13 protein-coding genes are annotated in these 15,876 nt (G+C 68.4%); 11 read left to right on the top strand and 2 right to left on the bottom strand.

What is annotated here, in order from left to right:
• Positions 1–42 precede the first annotated feature (42 nt).
• A complete protein-coding gene (gene glgP, locus GOAMI_RS17710; RefSeq protein ID WP_006437950.1) occupies positions 43–2,514 on the bottom strand; it encodes an alpha-glucan family phosphorylase in 2,472 nt (823 codons plus the stop codon).
• A gap of 81 nt (positions 2,515–2,595) precedes the next feature.
• Between glgP and dop the strand changes: the two genes are divergently transcribed.
• From dop to GOAMI_RS17655, 11 genes are all read left to right on the top strand, one after another.
• Positions 2,596–4,095 carry a depupylase/deamidase Dop gene (gene dop / locus GOAMI_RS17705; protein WP_006437949.1) on the top strand — a complete coding sequence of 500 codons (1,500 nt, stop codon included), beginning with the start codon at positions 2,596–2,598 and terminating at the stop codon, positions 4,093–4,095.
• A 193-nt stretch (positions 4,096–4,288) separates the two neighbouring features.
• Positions 4,289–4,480: a ubiquitin-like protein Pup gene (locus tag GOAMI_RS17700; RefSeq protein ID WP_004019064.1), complete on the top strand. Its 192-nt coding sequence runs from the start codon at positions 4,289–4,291 to the stop codon at positions 4,478–4,480.
• Positions 4,477–5,373 (top strand): proteasome subunit beta, encoded by an 897-nt coding sequence (gene prcB / locus GOAMI_RS17695; protein WP_006437948.1) that lies wholly within the window; start codon positions 4,477–4,479, stop codon positions 5,371–5,373. The genes GOAMI_RS17700 and prcB overlap by 4 nt, the downstream gene beginning before the upstream one ends.
• Positions 5,370–6,173 carry a proteasome subunit alpha gene (prcA, locus tag GOAMI_RS17690; protein WP_006437947.1) on the top strand — a complete coding sequence of 268 codons (804 nt, stop codon included), beginning with the start codon at positions 5,370–5,372 and terminating at the stop codon, positions 6,171–6,173. The genes prcB and prcA overlap by 4 nt, the downstream gene beginning before the upstream one ends.
• Before the next feature lie 72 nt (positions 6,174–6,245).
• Positions 6,246–7,604 carry a Pup--protein ligase gene (pafA, locus tag GOAMI_RS17685; protein ID WP_005200010.1) on the top strand — a complete coding sequence of 453 codons (1,359 nt, stop codon included), beginning with the start codon at positions 6,246–6,248 and terminating at the stop codon, positions 7,602–7,604.
• 45 nt (positions 7,605–7,649) lie between these two features.
• Positions 7,650–8,642 (top strand): helix-turn-helix transcriptional regulator, encoded by a 993-nt coding sequence (locus tag GOAMI_RS17680; protein WP_006437946.1) that lies wholly within the window; start codon positions 7,650–7,652, stop codon positions 8,640–8,642.
• Entirely contained in the window at positions 8,642–9,613 is a 972-nt protein-coding gene (locus GOAMI_RS17675) for a helix-turn-helix transcriptional regulator (protein WP_006437945.1), read from the top strand. Before GOAMI_RS17680 ends, GOAMI_RS17675 begins: the two co-directional genes overlap by 1 nt.
• Positions 9,614–9,686: 73 nt before the next feature.
• A complete protein-coding gene (tatA, locus tag GOAMI_RS17670) occupies positions 9,687–9,947 on the top strand; it encodes a Sec-independent protein translocase subunit TatA (protein WP_006437944.1) in 261 nt (86 codons plus the stop codon).
• A gap of 20 nt (positions 9,948–9,967) precedes the next feature.
• Positions 9,968–10,942 carry a twin-arginine translocase subunit TatC gene (tatC, locus tag GOAMI_RS17665; RefSeq protein WP_006437943.1) on the top strand — a complete coding sequence of 325 codons (975 nt, stop codon included), beginning with the start codon at positions 9,968–9,970 and terminating at the stop codon, positions 10,940–10,942.
• Complete coding sequence (locus tag GOAMI_RS17660; protein WP_006437942.1) at positions 10,939–13,767, top strand: DEAD/DEAH box helicase; 2,829 nt, start codon at positions 10,939–10,941, stop codon at positions 13,765–13,767. Before tatC ends, GOAMI_RS17660 begins: the two co-directional genes overlap by 4 nt.
• Before the next feature lie 181 nt (positions 13,768–13,948).
• On the top strand, positions 13,949–14,803 hold the full coding sequence (locus GOAMI_RS17655) for a DUF4333 domain-containing protein (RefSeq protein WP_006437941.1): 855 nt from the start codon (positions 13,949–13,951) through the stop codon (positions 14,801–14,803).
• Between the two features lie 67 nt (positions 14,804–14,870).
• On the opposite strand, the gene GOAMI_RS17650 is transcribed toward GOAMI_RS17655, so the two are convergent.
• Entirely contained in the window at positions 14,871–15,818 is a 948-nt protein-coding gene (locus GOAMI_RS17650; protein ID WP_006437939.1) for a 5'-3' exonuclease, read from the bottom strand.
• Between the last annotated feature and the right edge of the window lie 58 nt (positions 15,819–15,876).

The raw sequence follows: 15,876 nt of genomic DNA, 5'->3' as shown, positions 1-15,876 counted from the left end.
CGACGAGCCTCGAAGGCCCCTGGTGAGACGACGTCGCAACTCCTATCCGCCCGCGACCGGGTAACGCACGAGACCCAGCTCGGCGTCGTGCGAGAGCTGTTCGTGGTGGGGGAGGACGCGCACCGTGTACCCGAGGTGACCCGACGCGGGCGGGGTGGCCAGAACAGAGAAGATCACCCGGCCCGACGGATCCCGGTCGCCCGCCGGACTCATGTCGATGATCGCGGGATCGACGATCTCACCGTCGTCGGTCACCCGGCCGAGCACCAGCTGGACCCGAAGGTGCTCGGGTGCGATCTCGCCGACCGCGACATGGGCGGACACACGCAGCTGCCCGTCCTCGTGTTCCTCGTCCACGCCCGCGACGACGACCGAGCCCCACCCGGTTTCCACCTCACGGCGGTACTCCGCGAGATCGCGTGCACCCGCATGATCGTCGGCACAGGCCGCGACGTAGGCGGTCGCGGCCGGGCAGTACAGCTCGGTGGTGTAGTCCCGGACCATGCGGGAGGCGAGGACCTGCGGTCCCAGACGAGTGAGCGTGTGACGCATCATCTCCACCCACCGCGTCGGCAGCCCGTTCTCGTCCCGCCGATAGAACAACGGGATCACCGTGTCCTCGAGAAGTGCGTAGAGCGCCTCGGCCTCGAGGTCGTCGCGCCGGTTCTCGTCCTCGACGCCTTCGGCCGACGGGATGGCCCACCCGTTGTCGTTGTCGGCCATCTCGTCCCACCAGCCGTCGAGGATGGACAGGTTGAGTCCGCCGTTGAGCGCCGACTTCATCCCCGACGTTCCGCATGCCTCCATCGGCCGCACCGGGTTGTTGAGCCACACGTCGCAGCCGGCGTAGATGTGCCGGGCCATCGAGATGTCGTAGTCGGGCAGGAATACGATGCGGTCGCGCAGTTGCGGATCCTCGGCGAAGCGCACCACTTCCTGGATGAGCGACTTGCCGCCGTCGTCGGCCGGGTGCGCCTTACCCGCGATGACGAGCTGCACGGGCCGGTCGGGGTCGGTGAGGATGCGGCGCATGCGATCCGGGTCGCGCAGCATCAGCGTGAGGCGTTTGTAGGTGGCCGCGCGGCGTGCGAAGCCGATGGTCAGCACGCCGGGATCGAAGAGGTCGGCGGTCCAGGTGAGCTCGGCGTCGGTGAACCCGCGCTCGCGTCCACTGGCGTGCGCCCGACGCCGCACCTCGGCGACGAGCTCGGCCCGCAATGCTTCGTGGGTGGACCAGATGGTCTCCGACGGCAGTCCGGCATAGACCTCCGGTGCCGAATCCTCGTCACCGGCCGCGAAGTCGCGCCACACCCGCGACACCCAGGTGGGTCCGTGAACGCCGTTGGTGACCGCACCGATCGGCACATCCGCGACGTCGAACCCGGGCCACAGGTCGGCGAACATCTCCCGGCTCACCGCGCCATGCAGCTGTGAGACGCCGTTGCTGCGCTGGCCGAGCCGAAAGCCCATGTGCGCCATGTTGAACACGCCGGGATCGGCTTCGTCGCCGAGTTCGGTGATCGTCGACGCGGGCAGGATCCCGGCCGGCACCGGGGTGTGCGTGGTGAAGATGTTCGATGCCCGGACGACGGCCTCGGCGGTGTCGAAGTCGAGTCCGGCGGCCACGTACTCCCGGATGCGTTCGGTGCCCAGGAATCCGGCGTGGCCCTCGTTCATGTGGAACACGGTCGGCTCGTCCCGGCCGGTGGTCCGGATGTAGGCGCGTAGCGCACGCACACCGCCGATGCCGAGCAGGATCTCCTGCAGGATGCGGTGTTCCTGGTCGCCGCCGTAGAGCCGATCCGTGACGCCGCGGAGCTGGTCGTCGGTGTTGGCGGCGATGTCGGAGTCGAGGAGCAGCAACGGGATCCGGCCGACGTTCGCGACCCACACCTGGGCCGACAGCGTGCGTCCGCCGGGCATCGCGATCTCGATGACCACGGGTGCGTCCCCGTCGGTGAGGAGGGTGAGCGGCAGATCCCGCGGGTCGTTGACCGGATACCGCTCCACCTGCCAGCCCTCGTGGTCGAGGCTCTGACGAAAGTAGCCGGACCGGTAGAACAGCCCGACGCCGATCAGGGGGAGGCCGAGATCCGAGGCGGCCTTCAGGTGGTCACCCGCGAGGATCCCGAGTCCGCCGGAGTAGATGGGCAGCACCTCGGAGACACCGAACTCCATGGAGAAGTACGCGATCCCGGGCGGCACCGGATGGGTTTGCGCGTATCCGCCGAACCATTGCGGCGCGTCGAGGTACTCCTCGAGGTCCGCCTGGAGCGCCGACACCCGCGCGCGGAAGTCCTCGTCGGCCGCCAGCTCGGTGAGCCGGGCCGGGTCGACGTCGGCGAGCACCCGGAGCGGGTCGCCGGTCGACTCCCACCGCTCGGCGTCGATCGTGGCGAACAACTCCTGGGTCGGCGGGTTCCACACCCAGCGCAGGTTGTGCGACAGGGGGCCCAGAGCGGCGAGTTCGGTGGGCAGCGGCACCCGAACGGTGAACCGGCGGAAAGCTTTCACGGCGACGACGGTACTGCCACCGGGCCCGCCCTGCGAGCGGGACGCTGTGGGCGTCTCCGCCTCACCCTCTACCCTCGAAGCATGCAGCGAATCATCGGTACCGAGGTCGAGTACGGAATCTCCGCCCCCGGCGACCCGACCGCGAATCCGATCATGACCTCCACCCAGGCCGTTCTCGCCTATGCGGCGGCGGCCGGGGTGCCCCGGGCCAAGCGCACGCGCTGGGACTACGAGGTCGAATCCCCGCTCCGCGACGCCCGCGGCTTCGACCTCGGTCGCGGGTCCGGGCCGGCCCCGATCATCGACGCCGACGAGATCGGCGCCGCTAACATGATCCTCACCAACGGCGCCCGCCTGTACGTCGACCACGCCCATCCCGAGTACTCCGCACCCGAGGTGACCGACCCGCTCGACGCCGTGATCTGGGACAAGGCGGGCGAACGCGTCATGGAGGCCGCCGCGCGTCACGTGGCGAGCGTGCCGGGCGCTCCGAAACTCCAGCTCTACAAGAACAACATCGACGGCAAGGGCGCCTCCTACGGCACCCACGAGAACTACCTCATGGCCCGCGAGACGCCGTTCACCGCGGTCATCGCCGGACTGACCACGTTCTTCGCCTCACGCCAGGTCATCACCGGCTCCGGCCGCGTGGGCATCGGGCAGTCCGGCGACGAGTCGGGCTACCAGCTGTCCCAGCGCTCCGACTACATCGAGGTCGAGGTCGGCCTCGAGACCACCCTCAAGCGCGGCATCATCAACACCCGCGACGAGCCGCACGCCGACCCCGAGCGTTACCGCCGGCTGCACGTCATAATCGGCGACGCCAACCTGGCCGAGACCGCCACCTACCTCAAGGTCGGGACCACCGCGCTGGTCCTCGATCTCATCGAGGCGGGCGTCGACTTCTCCGACATCGAGCTCGCCCGCCCGGTCCAGGCCGTGCACACCATCAGTCACGACCCGACCCTGACCGCCACGGTGGCGCTCGCCGACGGCCGCGAGCTGACCGGTCTGGCCCTGCAGCGCGAGTACCTGGAACGCTGCGTGAAGTTCCACGAGCAGGAGCACTCCGACGACGAGCGCGCCAAGCACGTCCTCGAGACCTGGGCGGATGTGCTCGACCGCCTCGAACGCGACCCGATGGAGTGCGCCGACATCCTCGACTGGCCCGCCAAGCTGCGGATCCTGGAGGGCTTCCGCCAGCGTGAGGGCCTGTCGTGGTCGGCGCCGCGCCTGCACCTCATCGACCTGCAGTACTCCGATGTCCGACTCGACAAGGGGCTCTACAACCGCCTCGTCGCGCGCGGCTCGATGAAGCGCCTCGTCGACGAGAACGACGTGCTCGCCGCCATCCACGAACCGCCGCGCAACACCCGCGCCTACTTCCGCGGGGAGTGCCTGCGTCGTTTCGGAGCCGATGTCGCCGCGGCCAGCTGGGATTCGGTCATCTTCGACCTCGGTGGGGACTCGCTCGTCCGCATCCCGACCCTCGAGCCGCTCCGCGGGACGCAGGCCCACGTGGGCAAGCTTCTCGATTCGGTCAACTCCGCCGCCGAATTGGTCGACCAGCTGACGACCTGACACGCGCGTGGCATGTGCTTCGTTTCGCCCCAGTTGTCGCCGCCACGGGTAGTGTGGGACCACACGATTCCGAGGCCGATTCACCAGGGATCACCGCCCGGCGGAAGCCGGTGAGATCCCAGGGTCTTCAGACCCGATGGTGGTCGGTCGCGGGTAGCCCGCCAAGGGGCGATCGGTTTCAAGGAGGCAGCAGATGGCGCAGGAACAGACCAAGCGTGGTGGCGGCGGCGACGATGAGGGCGTTGGCCCCGATTCCGGTGCCGGACAGGAACGTCGCGAGAAGCTGGCCGAGGACACCGACGACCTGCTCGACGAGATCGATGACGTGCTCGAGGAGAACGCCGAGGACTTCGTGCGTGCTTACGTGCAGAAGGGCGGCCAGTGAACGACGGGTTCGGATCACTGCCCCCTTTCTCACAACTTCGTACGGGTTCCGCTGCCCCCAGATCCTCTCTGAGTGCCGACATCTCGTCGTTCACCGAATTCCTGCGGATGCACGCGCCCGAGCAGCTTCCGCAGGCTCAGGTTGATCGCGTGGGGTCCTTCGCGGGCGGTGCGGACGGCGCCGGAGACATCCCGCACGGCACGACGATCGTCGCCGTGTCGTACCCGGGCGGTGTGGTGCTCGCCGGTGACCGTCGCGCCACGATGGGCAACCTGATCGCGACGCGAGACGTCAAGAAGGTCTACATCACCGACGAGTACTCGGCGGCCGGCATCGCCGGTACCGCGGGTATCGCGATCGAGATGGTGCGGCTCTTCGCCGTCGAACTCGAGCACTACGAGAAGATCGAAGGCGTCCCGCTCACCCTCGACGGCAAGGTCAGCCGGCTCGCGACCATGGTTCGCGGCAATCTCGGGGCGGCCCTGCAGGGTCTCGCCGCCATCCCGCTGCTCGTCGGCTACGACATCGACCACGAGGATCCGACCGAGCGTGGCCGGATCTTCAGCTTCGACGTCGCAGGTGACCGGCACGAGGAGTTCGGCGGCTACACCGCCATCGGTTCCGGATCGGTGTTCGCGAAGTCCTCGCTGAAGAAGCTCTACCGCTCCGATCTGACCGCCGGCGAGGCGCTCGCGATCGCGGTCGAGTCGCTCTACGACGCCGCCGACGACGATTCGGCGACCGGCGGACCCGACCTGGTGCGCAAGATCTTCCCGATGGCCGCCGTCGTCGACGCCGAGGGCGCGCGGGAGGTGGACGCGACCGAGATCGAGAATGCGGCGCGGGCCGTCGTCGAACGCCGGACCGCCGAGCACGAGGGAGGTGCCCGATGACCTTCCCGTACTACGCCAGTGCCGAGCAGATCATGCGCGATCGCTCGGAGCTCGCGCGCAAGGGCATCGCACGGGGCCGTTCGGTGGTGATCCTGACCTACGCCGACGGCGTGCTGTTCGTCGCGGAGAACCCGTCGAACACCCTGCGCAAGACCAGCGAGATCTACGACCGCATCGGCTTCGCCGCGGTGGGCAAGTACAACGAGTTCGAGAGTCTGCGCAAGGCGGGCATCCAGCTCGCCGACATGCGCGGCTACAGCTACGACCGCGCCGACGTGTCCGGTCTGTCGCTGGCGAACACCTACGCCAACGCGTTGGGCAGCGTCTTCACCGAACAGCCCAAGCCGTTCGAGGTCGAGCTGTGCGTGGCCGAGGTCGGCCGGGCGGGCAAGCCGAAACAGTCTCAGCTGTACCGCATCTCCTACGACGGGTCGATCACCGACGAGACCCGGTTCCTGGTGATGGGCGGCGCGACCGAACCGATCGCGGCGGCTCTCAAGGAGAGTTACGCGCCCGACATGCCGCTCGCCGAGGCGATCGGGGTCGCGGTCCGGGCACTCGCCACGCCGGCCGACTCCGGAAACGGCGCCCCGGCGTCGCCGCGGGAGCTGACCGCCGGTGACCTCGAGGTCGCGATTCTCGATCGCAACCGGCCGCGACGGGCGTTCAAACGCCTGACCTCCGCCGCGGTCGAGGAACTCCTGCCGACGGCCGAGACCCCCGCCGCCGATGCGTCGGCGCAGGCTGCCCCGGCGGACGACACCACTTCCGGCGGGGACACTTCCGACGGATCGAATTAGAACGCGACGAAACGCGGTCGACCCGGCTGTTATGGCCGGTCGACCGCGGGTCCCGCGAGTAGGGTTGATCAAGTGCAGCGACGAATCATGGGCATCGAGACCGAGTTCGGTGTCACGTGCACCTTCCACGGTCATCGGCGGCTGAGTCCTGACGAGGTGGCCCGGTATCTGTTCCGCCGGGTCGTGTCGTGGGGACGCTCCTCGAACGTCTTCCTGCAGAACGGCGCACGGCTGTATCTCGACGTCGGGTCGCATCCCGAGTACGCGACTGCCGAGTGCGACAGCCTCATCCAGTTGATCAACCACGACCGCGCCGGCGAACTCGTCCTGGAGGATCTGCTCGTCGACGCCGAGCAGCGTCTCGCCGACGAGGGCATCGGCGGCGACATCTACCTGTTCAAGAACAACACCGACTCCGCGGGCAACTCCTACGGCTGCCACGAGAACTACCTCGTCGTGCGGGCGGGGGAGTTCTCCCGGATCTCCGACGTGCTCCTGCCGTTCCTGGTGACCCGTCAGCTCATCTGCGGCGCCGGCAAGGTGCTGCAGACCCCGAAGGCCGCCACCTTCTGCCTGTCCCAGCGTGCCGAGCACATCTGGGAGGGCGTCTCCTCGGCGACGACCCGGTCGCGTCCGATCATCAACACGCGCGACGAGCCGCATGCAGACGCCGAGAAGTACCGGCGCCTGCACGTCATCGTCGGCGATTCGAACATGTCCGAGATGACGACCCTGCTCAAGGTCGGCTCGGCGGCCCTGGTGCTCGAGATGATCGAGGCCGGCGTGGCGTTCCGGGATTTCGCCCTGGACAATCCGATCCGCGCCATCCGCGAGGTCAGCCACGACCCCACCGGCCGGCGTCCCGTCCGTCTCGCGGGCGGACGCCAGGCCAGCGCTCTGGACATCCAGCGCGAGTATCACGCACGTGCCGTCGAGCACCTCACCAACCGTCGTCCCGATCCCGAGATGGACATGGTCGTCGACCTGTGGGGTCGCATGCTCGACGCGGTCGAGGCCGACGACTTCGCCAAGGTCGACACCGAGATCGACTGGGTCATCAAGCGCAAGCTGTTCCAGCGCTATCAGGACAAGTACTCGATGGAGCTGTCGGATCCGAAGATCGCCCAGCTCGACCTCGCCTTTCACGACATCAAGCGCGGGCGCGGTGTGTTCGACGTCTTGATGCGCAAGGGACTCGTGGCCCGCGCGACCACCGACGAGGCCATCAAGACAGCCGTCAACGAGCCGCCGCAGACGACCCGCGCCAAGCTGCGTGGTGACTTCATCTCGGCGGCGCAGAAGGCCGGCCGCGACTTCACCGTCGACTGGGTGCACCTCAAGCTGAACGACCAGGCCCAGCGCACCGTGCTGTGCAAGGACCCGTTCCGCAGCGTCGACGAGCGGGTCGACCGGCTGATCGCATCCATGTGAGCGTGCCTCCGCACGGCCCGATCGGCGACGATCTAACCTGACGCAGTGGCCACTCCCAAAGTCGAGCGACTGCTCAATCTGGTGATCTGTCTGTTGTGGACGCGGCAGTACGTCACCGCCGAGTACATCCGACGCAATGTCGCCGGCTACCAGGACGGTGACCAGTCCGACGAGGCGTTCAACCGGATGTTCGAGCGCGACAAGAACGAACTGCGCGACCTCGGTATCCCGCTGGTCACCGGCCGTTCGCCGATGGCGGCGGGCGCCGAGGGATACCGCATCGACCGGGACACCTACGAGCTGCCCGACATCTCTCTGGACTCCGACGAGGCGGCCGCGATCGCCATGGCCGCCGCGCTCTGGGACACCCCTGAGGTGTCCACGCTGTCGCAGACCGCGATCCTCAAACTCCGCGCCGCCGGCCTCGACGTTCGCTCCGAGGACGACCTCGGCATCACCGCAGGCGGCTCGTCGCGCTCGATGGGTTCCGAACAGGTCATCGCCGGACTGCTGGCCGCGATCCAGGCCAGACGGGCCGTCGAGTTCACCCACCGATCGTCGGCGACGGCAACCCCCGCGGCCCGTCGCGTGGAGCCGTGGGGAGTGGTGTCGCACCGGGGTCGCTGGTACGTCGTCGGTCACGATCTCGATCGCAACGCCACCCGTACTTTCCGGTTGTCGCGGATCTCGTCGGTGACCCCGGTCGGGCCCGCCGACGCCGTCGTGGTGCCCGTCGGCACCGACCTCCAGCAGATCGTGTCCGCGGCGGTCGACTCCGCGGCGAACACCGATGGACGTACCGCCGGTATCTGGGTGGCCGCCGGCCGTGCCGCGGGTCTGCGCCGGGCCGCGACGTCGTCGGAGCCCGGTGACCTCGACGGTGAGCCAGGCGACGTGTTGACCCTCGACATCCACTCACTGTCCGCGGTGGCGCGCATGGTGCTGGGTGTGGGTCGGGACGCGGTCGTCCTCGACCCGCCGGAACTGCGCGACCTCGTCATCGCCGGTCTGGACCGGCTGGCGGGGGTGAATGCCTGATGGCCGGTGCACAGCCGTCGCGCCTCAACCGGCTGCTGGCGATGGTCCCGTATTTCCAGGCTCGACGCGGCATCTCGATCGAGCAGGCCGCGCGTGAACTCGGCGTCACGCAGACGCAGCTCACCAAGGATCTCGAACTGCTCTTCGTGTGTGGGCTCCCCGGCTATTACCCCGACGACCTGATCGAGCTCGAGTTCAGCGAGGGCTTCGTCAACGTGGGGTTCACCGCGGGTATGGACCGCCCGCTACGACTCACCACCGTCGAGGCCAGCACGCTCCTCGTGGCACTGCGTGCCCTCGTGGAGACGCCCGGTGTCGTCGACGTGGCCGCCGCGCGGCGTGCGATCGCCAAGATCGAGGAGGCGGTGGGCGCCACCGCCGTGCCCGGCCTGTCCGACGCCGGCCCGGAATCGGAGGCGGCGCCGGGGGAGAACCCGACCTTCACGACCGTCCGCGAAGCCGTGCGGCGGGCACGGGCGCTCCGGCTGAACTACTACTCGGCGAGCCGGGACAGCGTCACCGAACGCGTCGTCGACCCGATCCGCCTGCAGGTGATGGATCAGCACACCTACCTCGAGGCGTGGTGCCGGATGGCCGAAGGCGTGCGGCTGTTCCGCTTCGACCGCATCGACACCGCCGTCGAACTCGACGAACCGAGCAACCCGCCGGCCGAGGCCGAGTCGTCGTCGCAGTCGGTACTGGTCCCGGAGAACCCGGATCTACCCGCGGTCGAACTCGACATCGACCCCGATCACCTGTGGATCCTCGACTACTACCCGGTCGAGCCGGTCACCTCGATCTCCGACCGCGATCCACAGGCACCGGTCCGGGCCCGCATGGTCTACGGTTCGCCGGAATGGCTCACCCGCCTACTGCTCGGGTTCGGCGGAGCGGTCCGCGTCGTCGACGATCCCGGGGTCGCGGCGGCGGTCGTCGAATCGGCGGCGAGCGCTCGCGAACGCTACCGCTGACCGGCGGTCCACCCCGCGCGGGCAACTCGGGTAGCATTGGGATCGGTCTGGATCCGATCTGAAGGGTGATCTCATGGGCTTCACTTCGTGGTGGCACTGGGCGATCGTCGCCGTCGTGCTGCTGATCCTGTTCGGCTCGAAGAAGCTGCCGGACGCCGCCCGAGGTCTCGGACAGTCGTTGCGCATCTTCAAGAGCGAGGTCAAGGAGATGCAGAAGGACGACAAGCCGACCGATACGACGGCTAACCCCGACGCTGCGCAGCGTGAGCTGCCGCCGGCCGACACGACTCAGCCGGGCACGCCGTCGAACTCCGACGTCAAGAAATCGGCTTAGGGGCGCGTCGGAGCATCCGAGTGCGCATTCCCTTCGACCCCCGCAAACGCAAACGCAAACTCAATCCCGACGGCACGATGTCGTTGGTCGAGCACCTCTATGAGTTGCGTACGCGTGTGGTCATCTCGCTGCTGGCGATCGTGGCCACCACCATCGTCGGCTTCATCTGGTACAGCCACGGCTTCCTGGGTGTTCCGTCGCTCGGCGACATACTGCGCGGGCCCTACTGTGACCTGCCGCCCTCGTCGCGAGCGACCCTGACCGCCGATGACTCGTGCAGGCTCCTCGCGACCGGTCCGTTCGATCAGTTCATGCTTCGGCTCAAGGTCGCGCTCACCGCCGGTGTCGTCCTTGCCTGCCCCGTGTGGATCTACCAGGTCTGGCAGTTCATCACGCCGGGTCTCCACGACAACGAACGCCGCTACGGACTCGTTTTCGTCACCCTGGCGACGACTCTCTTCGTCGCCGGCGCCGTGCTGGCCTATGTGGTGGTCGCCAAGGCGTTCCACTTCCTGCTGACGGTCGGCAACGAGGTCCAGGTCACCGCACTGGCAGGTGATCAGTACTTCGGCTTCATGATCAATGTGCTCGTCATCTTCGGTGTCAGCTTCGAGTTGCCGTTGCTGATCGTGGCGCTCAACGGCGTGGGAGTCCTCACCTACGCCCGGCTGAAGCAGTGGCGCCGCGGACTGATCTTCGCCGTCTTCGTCTTCGCGGCGGTGGTGACGCCGGGCCAGGATCCGTTCACCATGCTCGCGCTGGCAGTGGCGCTGACGGTGTTGATGGAGTTCGCGATCCAGTTCGCCCGCATCGTCGACCGGCGTCGTGGCAAGCGGGCGCCGAGCTGGGCCGGACTCTCCGACGACGAGGCGAGCCCCCTGCCGCCGACCCGCCCGGTCTCGCCGCCGTCGCCGGTCGCGACCTCGGCCGCCGGAAACCCGAACGCCACTCGCACGTCGACACGGGCACACGAGACATTCGACGACGTCCTGTGAGTCAACTCGACGCGTTCACGTCGCGGCTGGAATTCGGACTCGACCCCTTCCAACGGCGGGCCTGCGAGGCTCTCGAAGCCGGGCACGGTGTTCTCGTCTGTGCGCCGACCGGCGCGGGCAAGACGATCGTCGGCGAATTTGCGGTCCATCTCGCGCTCGCCGGGGGCACCAAGTGCTTCTACACCACCCCGATCAAGGCGCTGAGCAATCAGAAATACGCCGACCTCGCCGCGGTGCACGGGCACGAGTCGGTCGGTCTGCTCACCGGTGACAGTTCCATCAACCCCGACGCGCCGATCGTCGTGATGACGACCGAGGTCGTGCGGAACATGATCTACGCCGAATCCCGCGCCCTCGACGGCCTCTCGCATGTGGTGATGGACGAGGTGCACTTCCTCGCCGACCGCTTCCGCGGTGCGGTCTGGGAAGAGGTGATCCTGCACCTCGAACCGTCCGTGCGCGTGGTGAGCCTGTCCGCGACCGTCAGCAACGCCGAGGAGTTCGGCGACTGGATCCAGACGGTCCGCGGCGACACCTCCGTCATCGTCGACGAGCACCGGCCGGTCCCGCTGTCGCAGCACATGCTGGTCGGACAGCGGATGTTCGACCTCTTCGACCCGGCCGACCGCGATCCGGCGCATCGCAAGGGATCGCGTCCGCGGGTGAACCCGGAACTCAAACGGCACATCCGCCATCGCATCCTGCTCGCCGACGACGAACGGGAATCGTCCCGGGGCCGAGGTCGCCGAGGCGGCGGGGAAGTCTCACGCCGCCGTGACGGACGAGGTCCGCTGCTCTCACGGCCCAACCTCGTCGCCCGCCTCGACCGTGAGGGGCTGCTGCCCGCGATCGGGTTCATCTTCTCCCGGGCGGGCTGCGATGCCGCTCTGGCGCAGTGTTTGCGGTCGGGAATCGCGCTGCTGACACCCGAGGAGGTCGCCGAGGTCGACGCCGTCGTCGACCGGCGCCTCACCGAACTCTCACCGAGCGATGCCGACGTGCTGGGTGTCCAGGAGTGGCGTGAGGGTCTCCGCCGCGGCCTCGCATCGCACCACGCCGGAATGCTCCCGACCTTCCGGCACGCGGTCGAAGAACTCTTCGTCCGGGGACTCGTGCGCATGGTGTTCGCCACGGAGACACTGGCGCTCGGGATCAACATGCCGGCCCGGTCCGTTGTCCTCGAGCGGCTCGTCAAATACAACGGTGAGTCGCATGTCGACCTCACCCCCGGCGAGTTCACCCAGCTGACCGGCCGCGCCGGACGCCGCGGGATCGACATCGAGGGTCACGCCGTCGTGGTGTGGACACCCGAAGTCGTCCCCGAGGAGGTCGCCGGCCTCGCGGGTGCCCGCACCTTCCCGCTGCGCAGCTCGTTCTCGCCCGAGTACAACATGGCGGTCAACCTGCTCGGCCGTCTCGGTCTCGACGGTGCCCGCGAACTCCTGCACCGCTCGTTCGCGCAGTTCCAGGCCGACCGATCGGTGGTCGGACAGGCCCGCAAGCTCCACGAGTCCCAGCGTGCACTGCGCAAACTCGACGGCGAGCTGGCCCGCGCCGCGGAGGCACGAGGGCTGGAACCGGGCGGAGCGGACGCCACCGGCGAGCCCGCGGCAGGCGACTCCGAGGCGTATGCGGGGTTCCTCGGTTATGTCACGCTTCGCGAGGACATCCGTCGCCGCGAGCGAGACCTGAAGTACCGCAGGCGGATCGACACCGAGGACACGATCGTCGCCGATCTCGCCGCTCTCAAGCGCGGCCACGTCATCGGCGTACCGCTCGGACGCCACCGCGGTCTCGCGGTGATCGTCGAACCGGCCACCCAAGCGGCCGATCCCAAGCCGCTGGTGGTCACCGAGGATGCCTGGTGCGGGCGGATCGGGCTGCGTGACTTCGTCAATCCGCCGGAGGTCCTCGGCAATATGCGGTTGCCGAAGAACGCCGACCGCCGGACGGGTCGCGGACGCCGTGACCTCGCGTCGGCGTTGCGGTCCACCGGGATCGAGATGCCCCGCGGTCGATCGAAGAAACGCGCCGACGCCGCCGACGACACCGAACTGGCCCAGATGCGCCGCGCCCTGCGTGCCCATCCCGCGCACCAGATCCCGAACGGCGACGAGCTGTTCCGCCTCGCCGAGAAACGCAACCGTCTGCTCCGCGACATCGTCAACGCCGAGCGCAGCATCGGCGAACGCACCTCGACACTCGGCGTCACCTTCGATCACATCGTCGGTGTCCTCAGCGAGCTCGGGTACCTCGAACGAGTTCGCGAGGCGTCCGAATCGACCGGGCACACCATGCGGGTGACCGACTCGGGCAAACTGCTGGCCCGCATCTACAGCGAGAGCGATCTCGTGGTGACCGAGTGCATCCGTGCCGGCGTCTGGGATGACCTGTCACCCGCCGACCTGGCCGCGGTCGTCGCGGCCCTGGTCTACGAGAGCCGCCGCGACAGCTACGGCGGTGTGGATGCCCTCCCGGGTAGCACCTCGCTGCGTACGGCGATGGCCGCGACCGTCGACATCTGGTCGAAGGTGACTGCGGTCGAGTCGCGTCACCGCGTCAGTCCCACCCGGGAACCGGACACCGGTTTCTCGCTCGCGGTGGCGACGTGGGCGTCGGGCCGCACGCTCAGCGAAGCCCTTCTCCTCGCGGGCGAACGGGGCCAACTGCTCTCGCCGGGCGACTTCGTCCGGTGGAACCGCCAGGTCATCGACCTTCTCGAACAGATCCGGCTCTGCGTCGGAACAGACACTCGTCTCGGTGGGACCGCGCGGTCCGCGGTCCGGGCGATCCGCCGGGGTGTGGTGGCAGCGGAGCTCGGCTGAGCCCGTCGGTCCACCAGACGACGCCCGGGAGCGCCCCGTGCAAGGTTGACTGATAGTCGTCTGTGCCTGAGGTAACGTTCATCCCGCATTCGGTGTCGGGGTGCGATTTGCCGGCACTGCGCGTGACGTCACAAGTTCGCCGACGCCTCGTCGAGGTGGGTGGCCCAGTGGGAGGGGACTCATGACCGACCCGTACAACCCGAATCCGTCCCAACCCCAGCAGGGTCAGCCCGATGCCGGTGACAAGACCGAGATCGTGAACACGGGCGGTTCCCCGCAGGGTGGTTCGCAGGCCGACCCCACGACGATGGCGCCCAACCCCGGCTACGGTCAGCCCGCGGATCCATACCAGCCTGATCCCTACCAGGCGAATCCCTACCAGCAGAACCCTTACCAGCAGACGCCGGGCTACGGCGCCGGAGGTCAGGCACCCGGCCAGCCGCCTCAGAACCAGCCGACGCAGGTCGGGTACCCGGGGGCACAGCCCGGCCAGTACGGCCAACCGGGCGGTCAGCCCGGATACGGCGGCCCGGGGCAGTACGGACAGCAGCCCTACGGCCAGCCCGACGCCGGTCAGTACGGCGCCGGTCAATACGGCGCGCCGGGCCAGTACGGTCAGCAACCGTACGGCCAGCCGCAGCAGGCCCCCGGCCTCTACGGCCAGAACCAGGTCGGCGGACCCGACCAGTTCAGCGGGATGGCGACGCCCAAGTCGAACAAGACGCTCCGGACGCTGCTGTTCGCCGGTGGCGGTGCGTTGATCGTGATCGCCGCGATCGTCCTGATCACCGCATTCGTCGCGCCCGGATGGGCGCCGAAGAATCTCGACCAGCAGGCGGCCCAGGACGGCGTGCAGAAGATCCTGACAGAGGACTACCAGGCCAGCGATGTCAGCAACGTGAAGTGCCCGTCCGGCCAGCGCGTCAAGGAGGGCTCGTCGTTCACCTGCTCGGTGACCGTCGGCGGACAGGACCAGCAGGTGACCGTCACCTTCATCGACGACGAAGGTCGTTACGAGGTCTCGCGCCCCAGCTGAGTTTCTGCTGGTCGAGTAGGTCCGAGGCGCTGGCCGAGGACCATATGGACGCCATCGTCGGTGCAACTCACCAGCCGAGGGCCTTCGCCAGCCGGCCCACCGACGCGCCGATGCCCAGCTCGTCGACGAGCGCGGCGAGTGCCTCGGGGTCGGCGGGCTCCGACGGCAGCAGGTCAGGTCCGCTGTCGATGGTCTCGGCGTCCGTGCGCACGAACACCACCGTGCGTGCCGCGTCGAGATAATCGGTGGCCGCGAGCAGCGCCTTGCGTGCCCGCGTCGGAACCGTCGACGACGAATCCCGCGCGGCCGCCTCGAGCGCGTCCAGGCTGCCGAACTCGCTGATCAGTTTCGCCGCGGTCTTCTCACCGATGCCCGGCACACCGGGCAGGCCGTCCGACGCGTCGCCGCGCAGCATCGACATCTCCGCGTAGCCGATCCCGGCGCGATCGGCGGGCACGCCGTACTTCTCGCCGACCTCCGCCGGCCCCATCATCTCGGCCTTCGCCAGCCCGCGCCCCACGTAGAGCACCCGCACCGGCACCGGGTCGTCGGAGACCACCTGCAACAGGTCGCGATCACCGCTGACGACGATCACCGGATCCTGTGCCTCCTCCCAGGCCAGCGTCCCGATGACATCGTCGGCCTCGCAGCCGACCGCGCCGGAGGTCGCGATCCCGGCGGCGGCGAGGACGTCCATGATCATGTCGACCTGCGGTGTCAGGGTGTCTGGGACTTCTTCGACGTCGATGGTCAGTGTTCCGGTGGCATCAGTGGCGCCGTCTTCGACCGCGACCCGATGTGCCTTGTAGGTCGGGATGAGGGCGGTGCGGAACTCGGGACGCCAGTCGAGGTCGAGGCAGACGACGAGGCGCGTCGGGTGTTCGCGCGTCACAAGATACGCGATCGTGTCGATGAATCCCCGTACCGCGTTGACCGGTCGCCCGTCGGGACTGGTCATCTTCTCGGGTAGGGCGTAGAACGACCGGAACCACAGGCTCGCACCGTCGAGCAGCATCAACGAATCCGTCACCTCCACACTTTCGCATTGACGGTGTCGCCGCGTCACCACGACC

The sequence above is a fragment of the Gordonia amicalis NBRC 100051 = JCM 11271 genome (assembly GCF_000332995.1).
GTDB lineage: Bacteria > Actinomycetota > Actinomycetes > Mycobacteriales > Mycobacteriaceae > Gordonia > Gordonia amicalis.
Note: the sequence above shows the minus strand (reverse complement) of the source record. Positions and strands in the feature narration are given on the sequence as shown.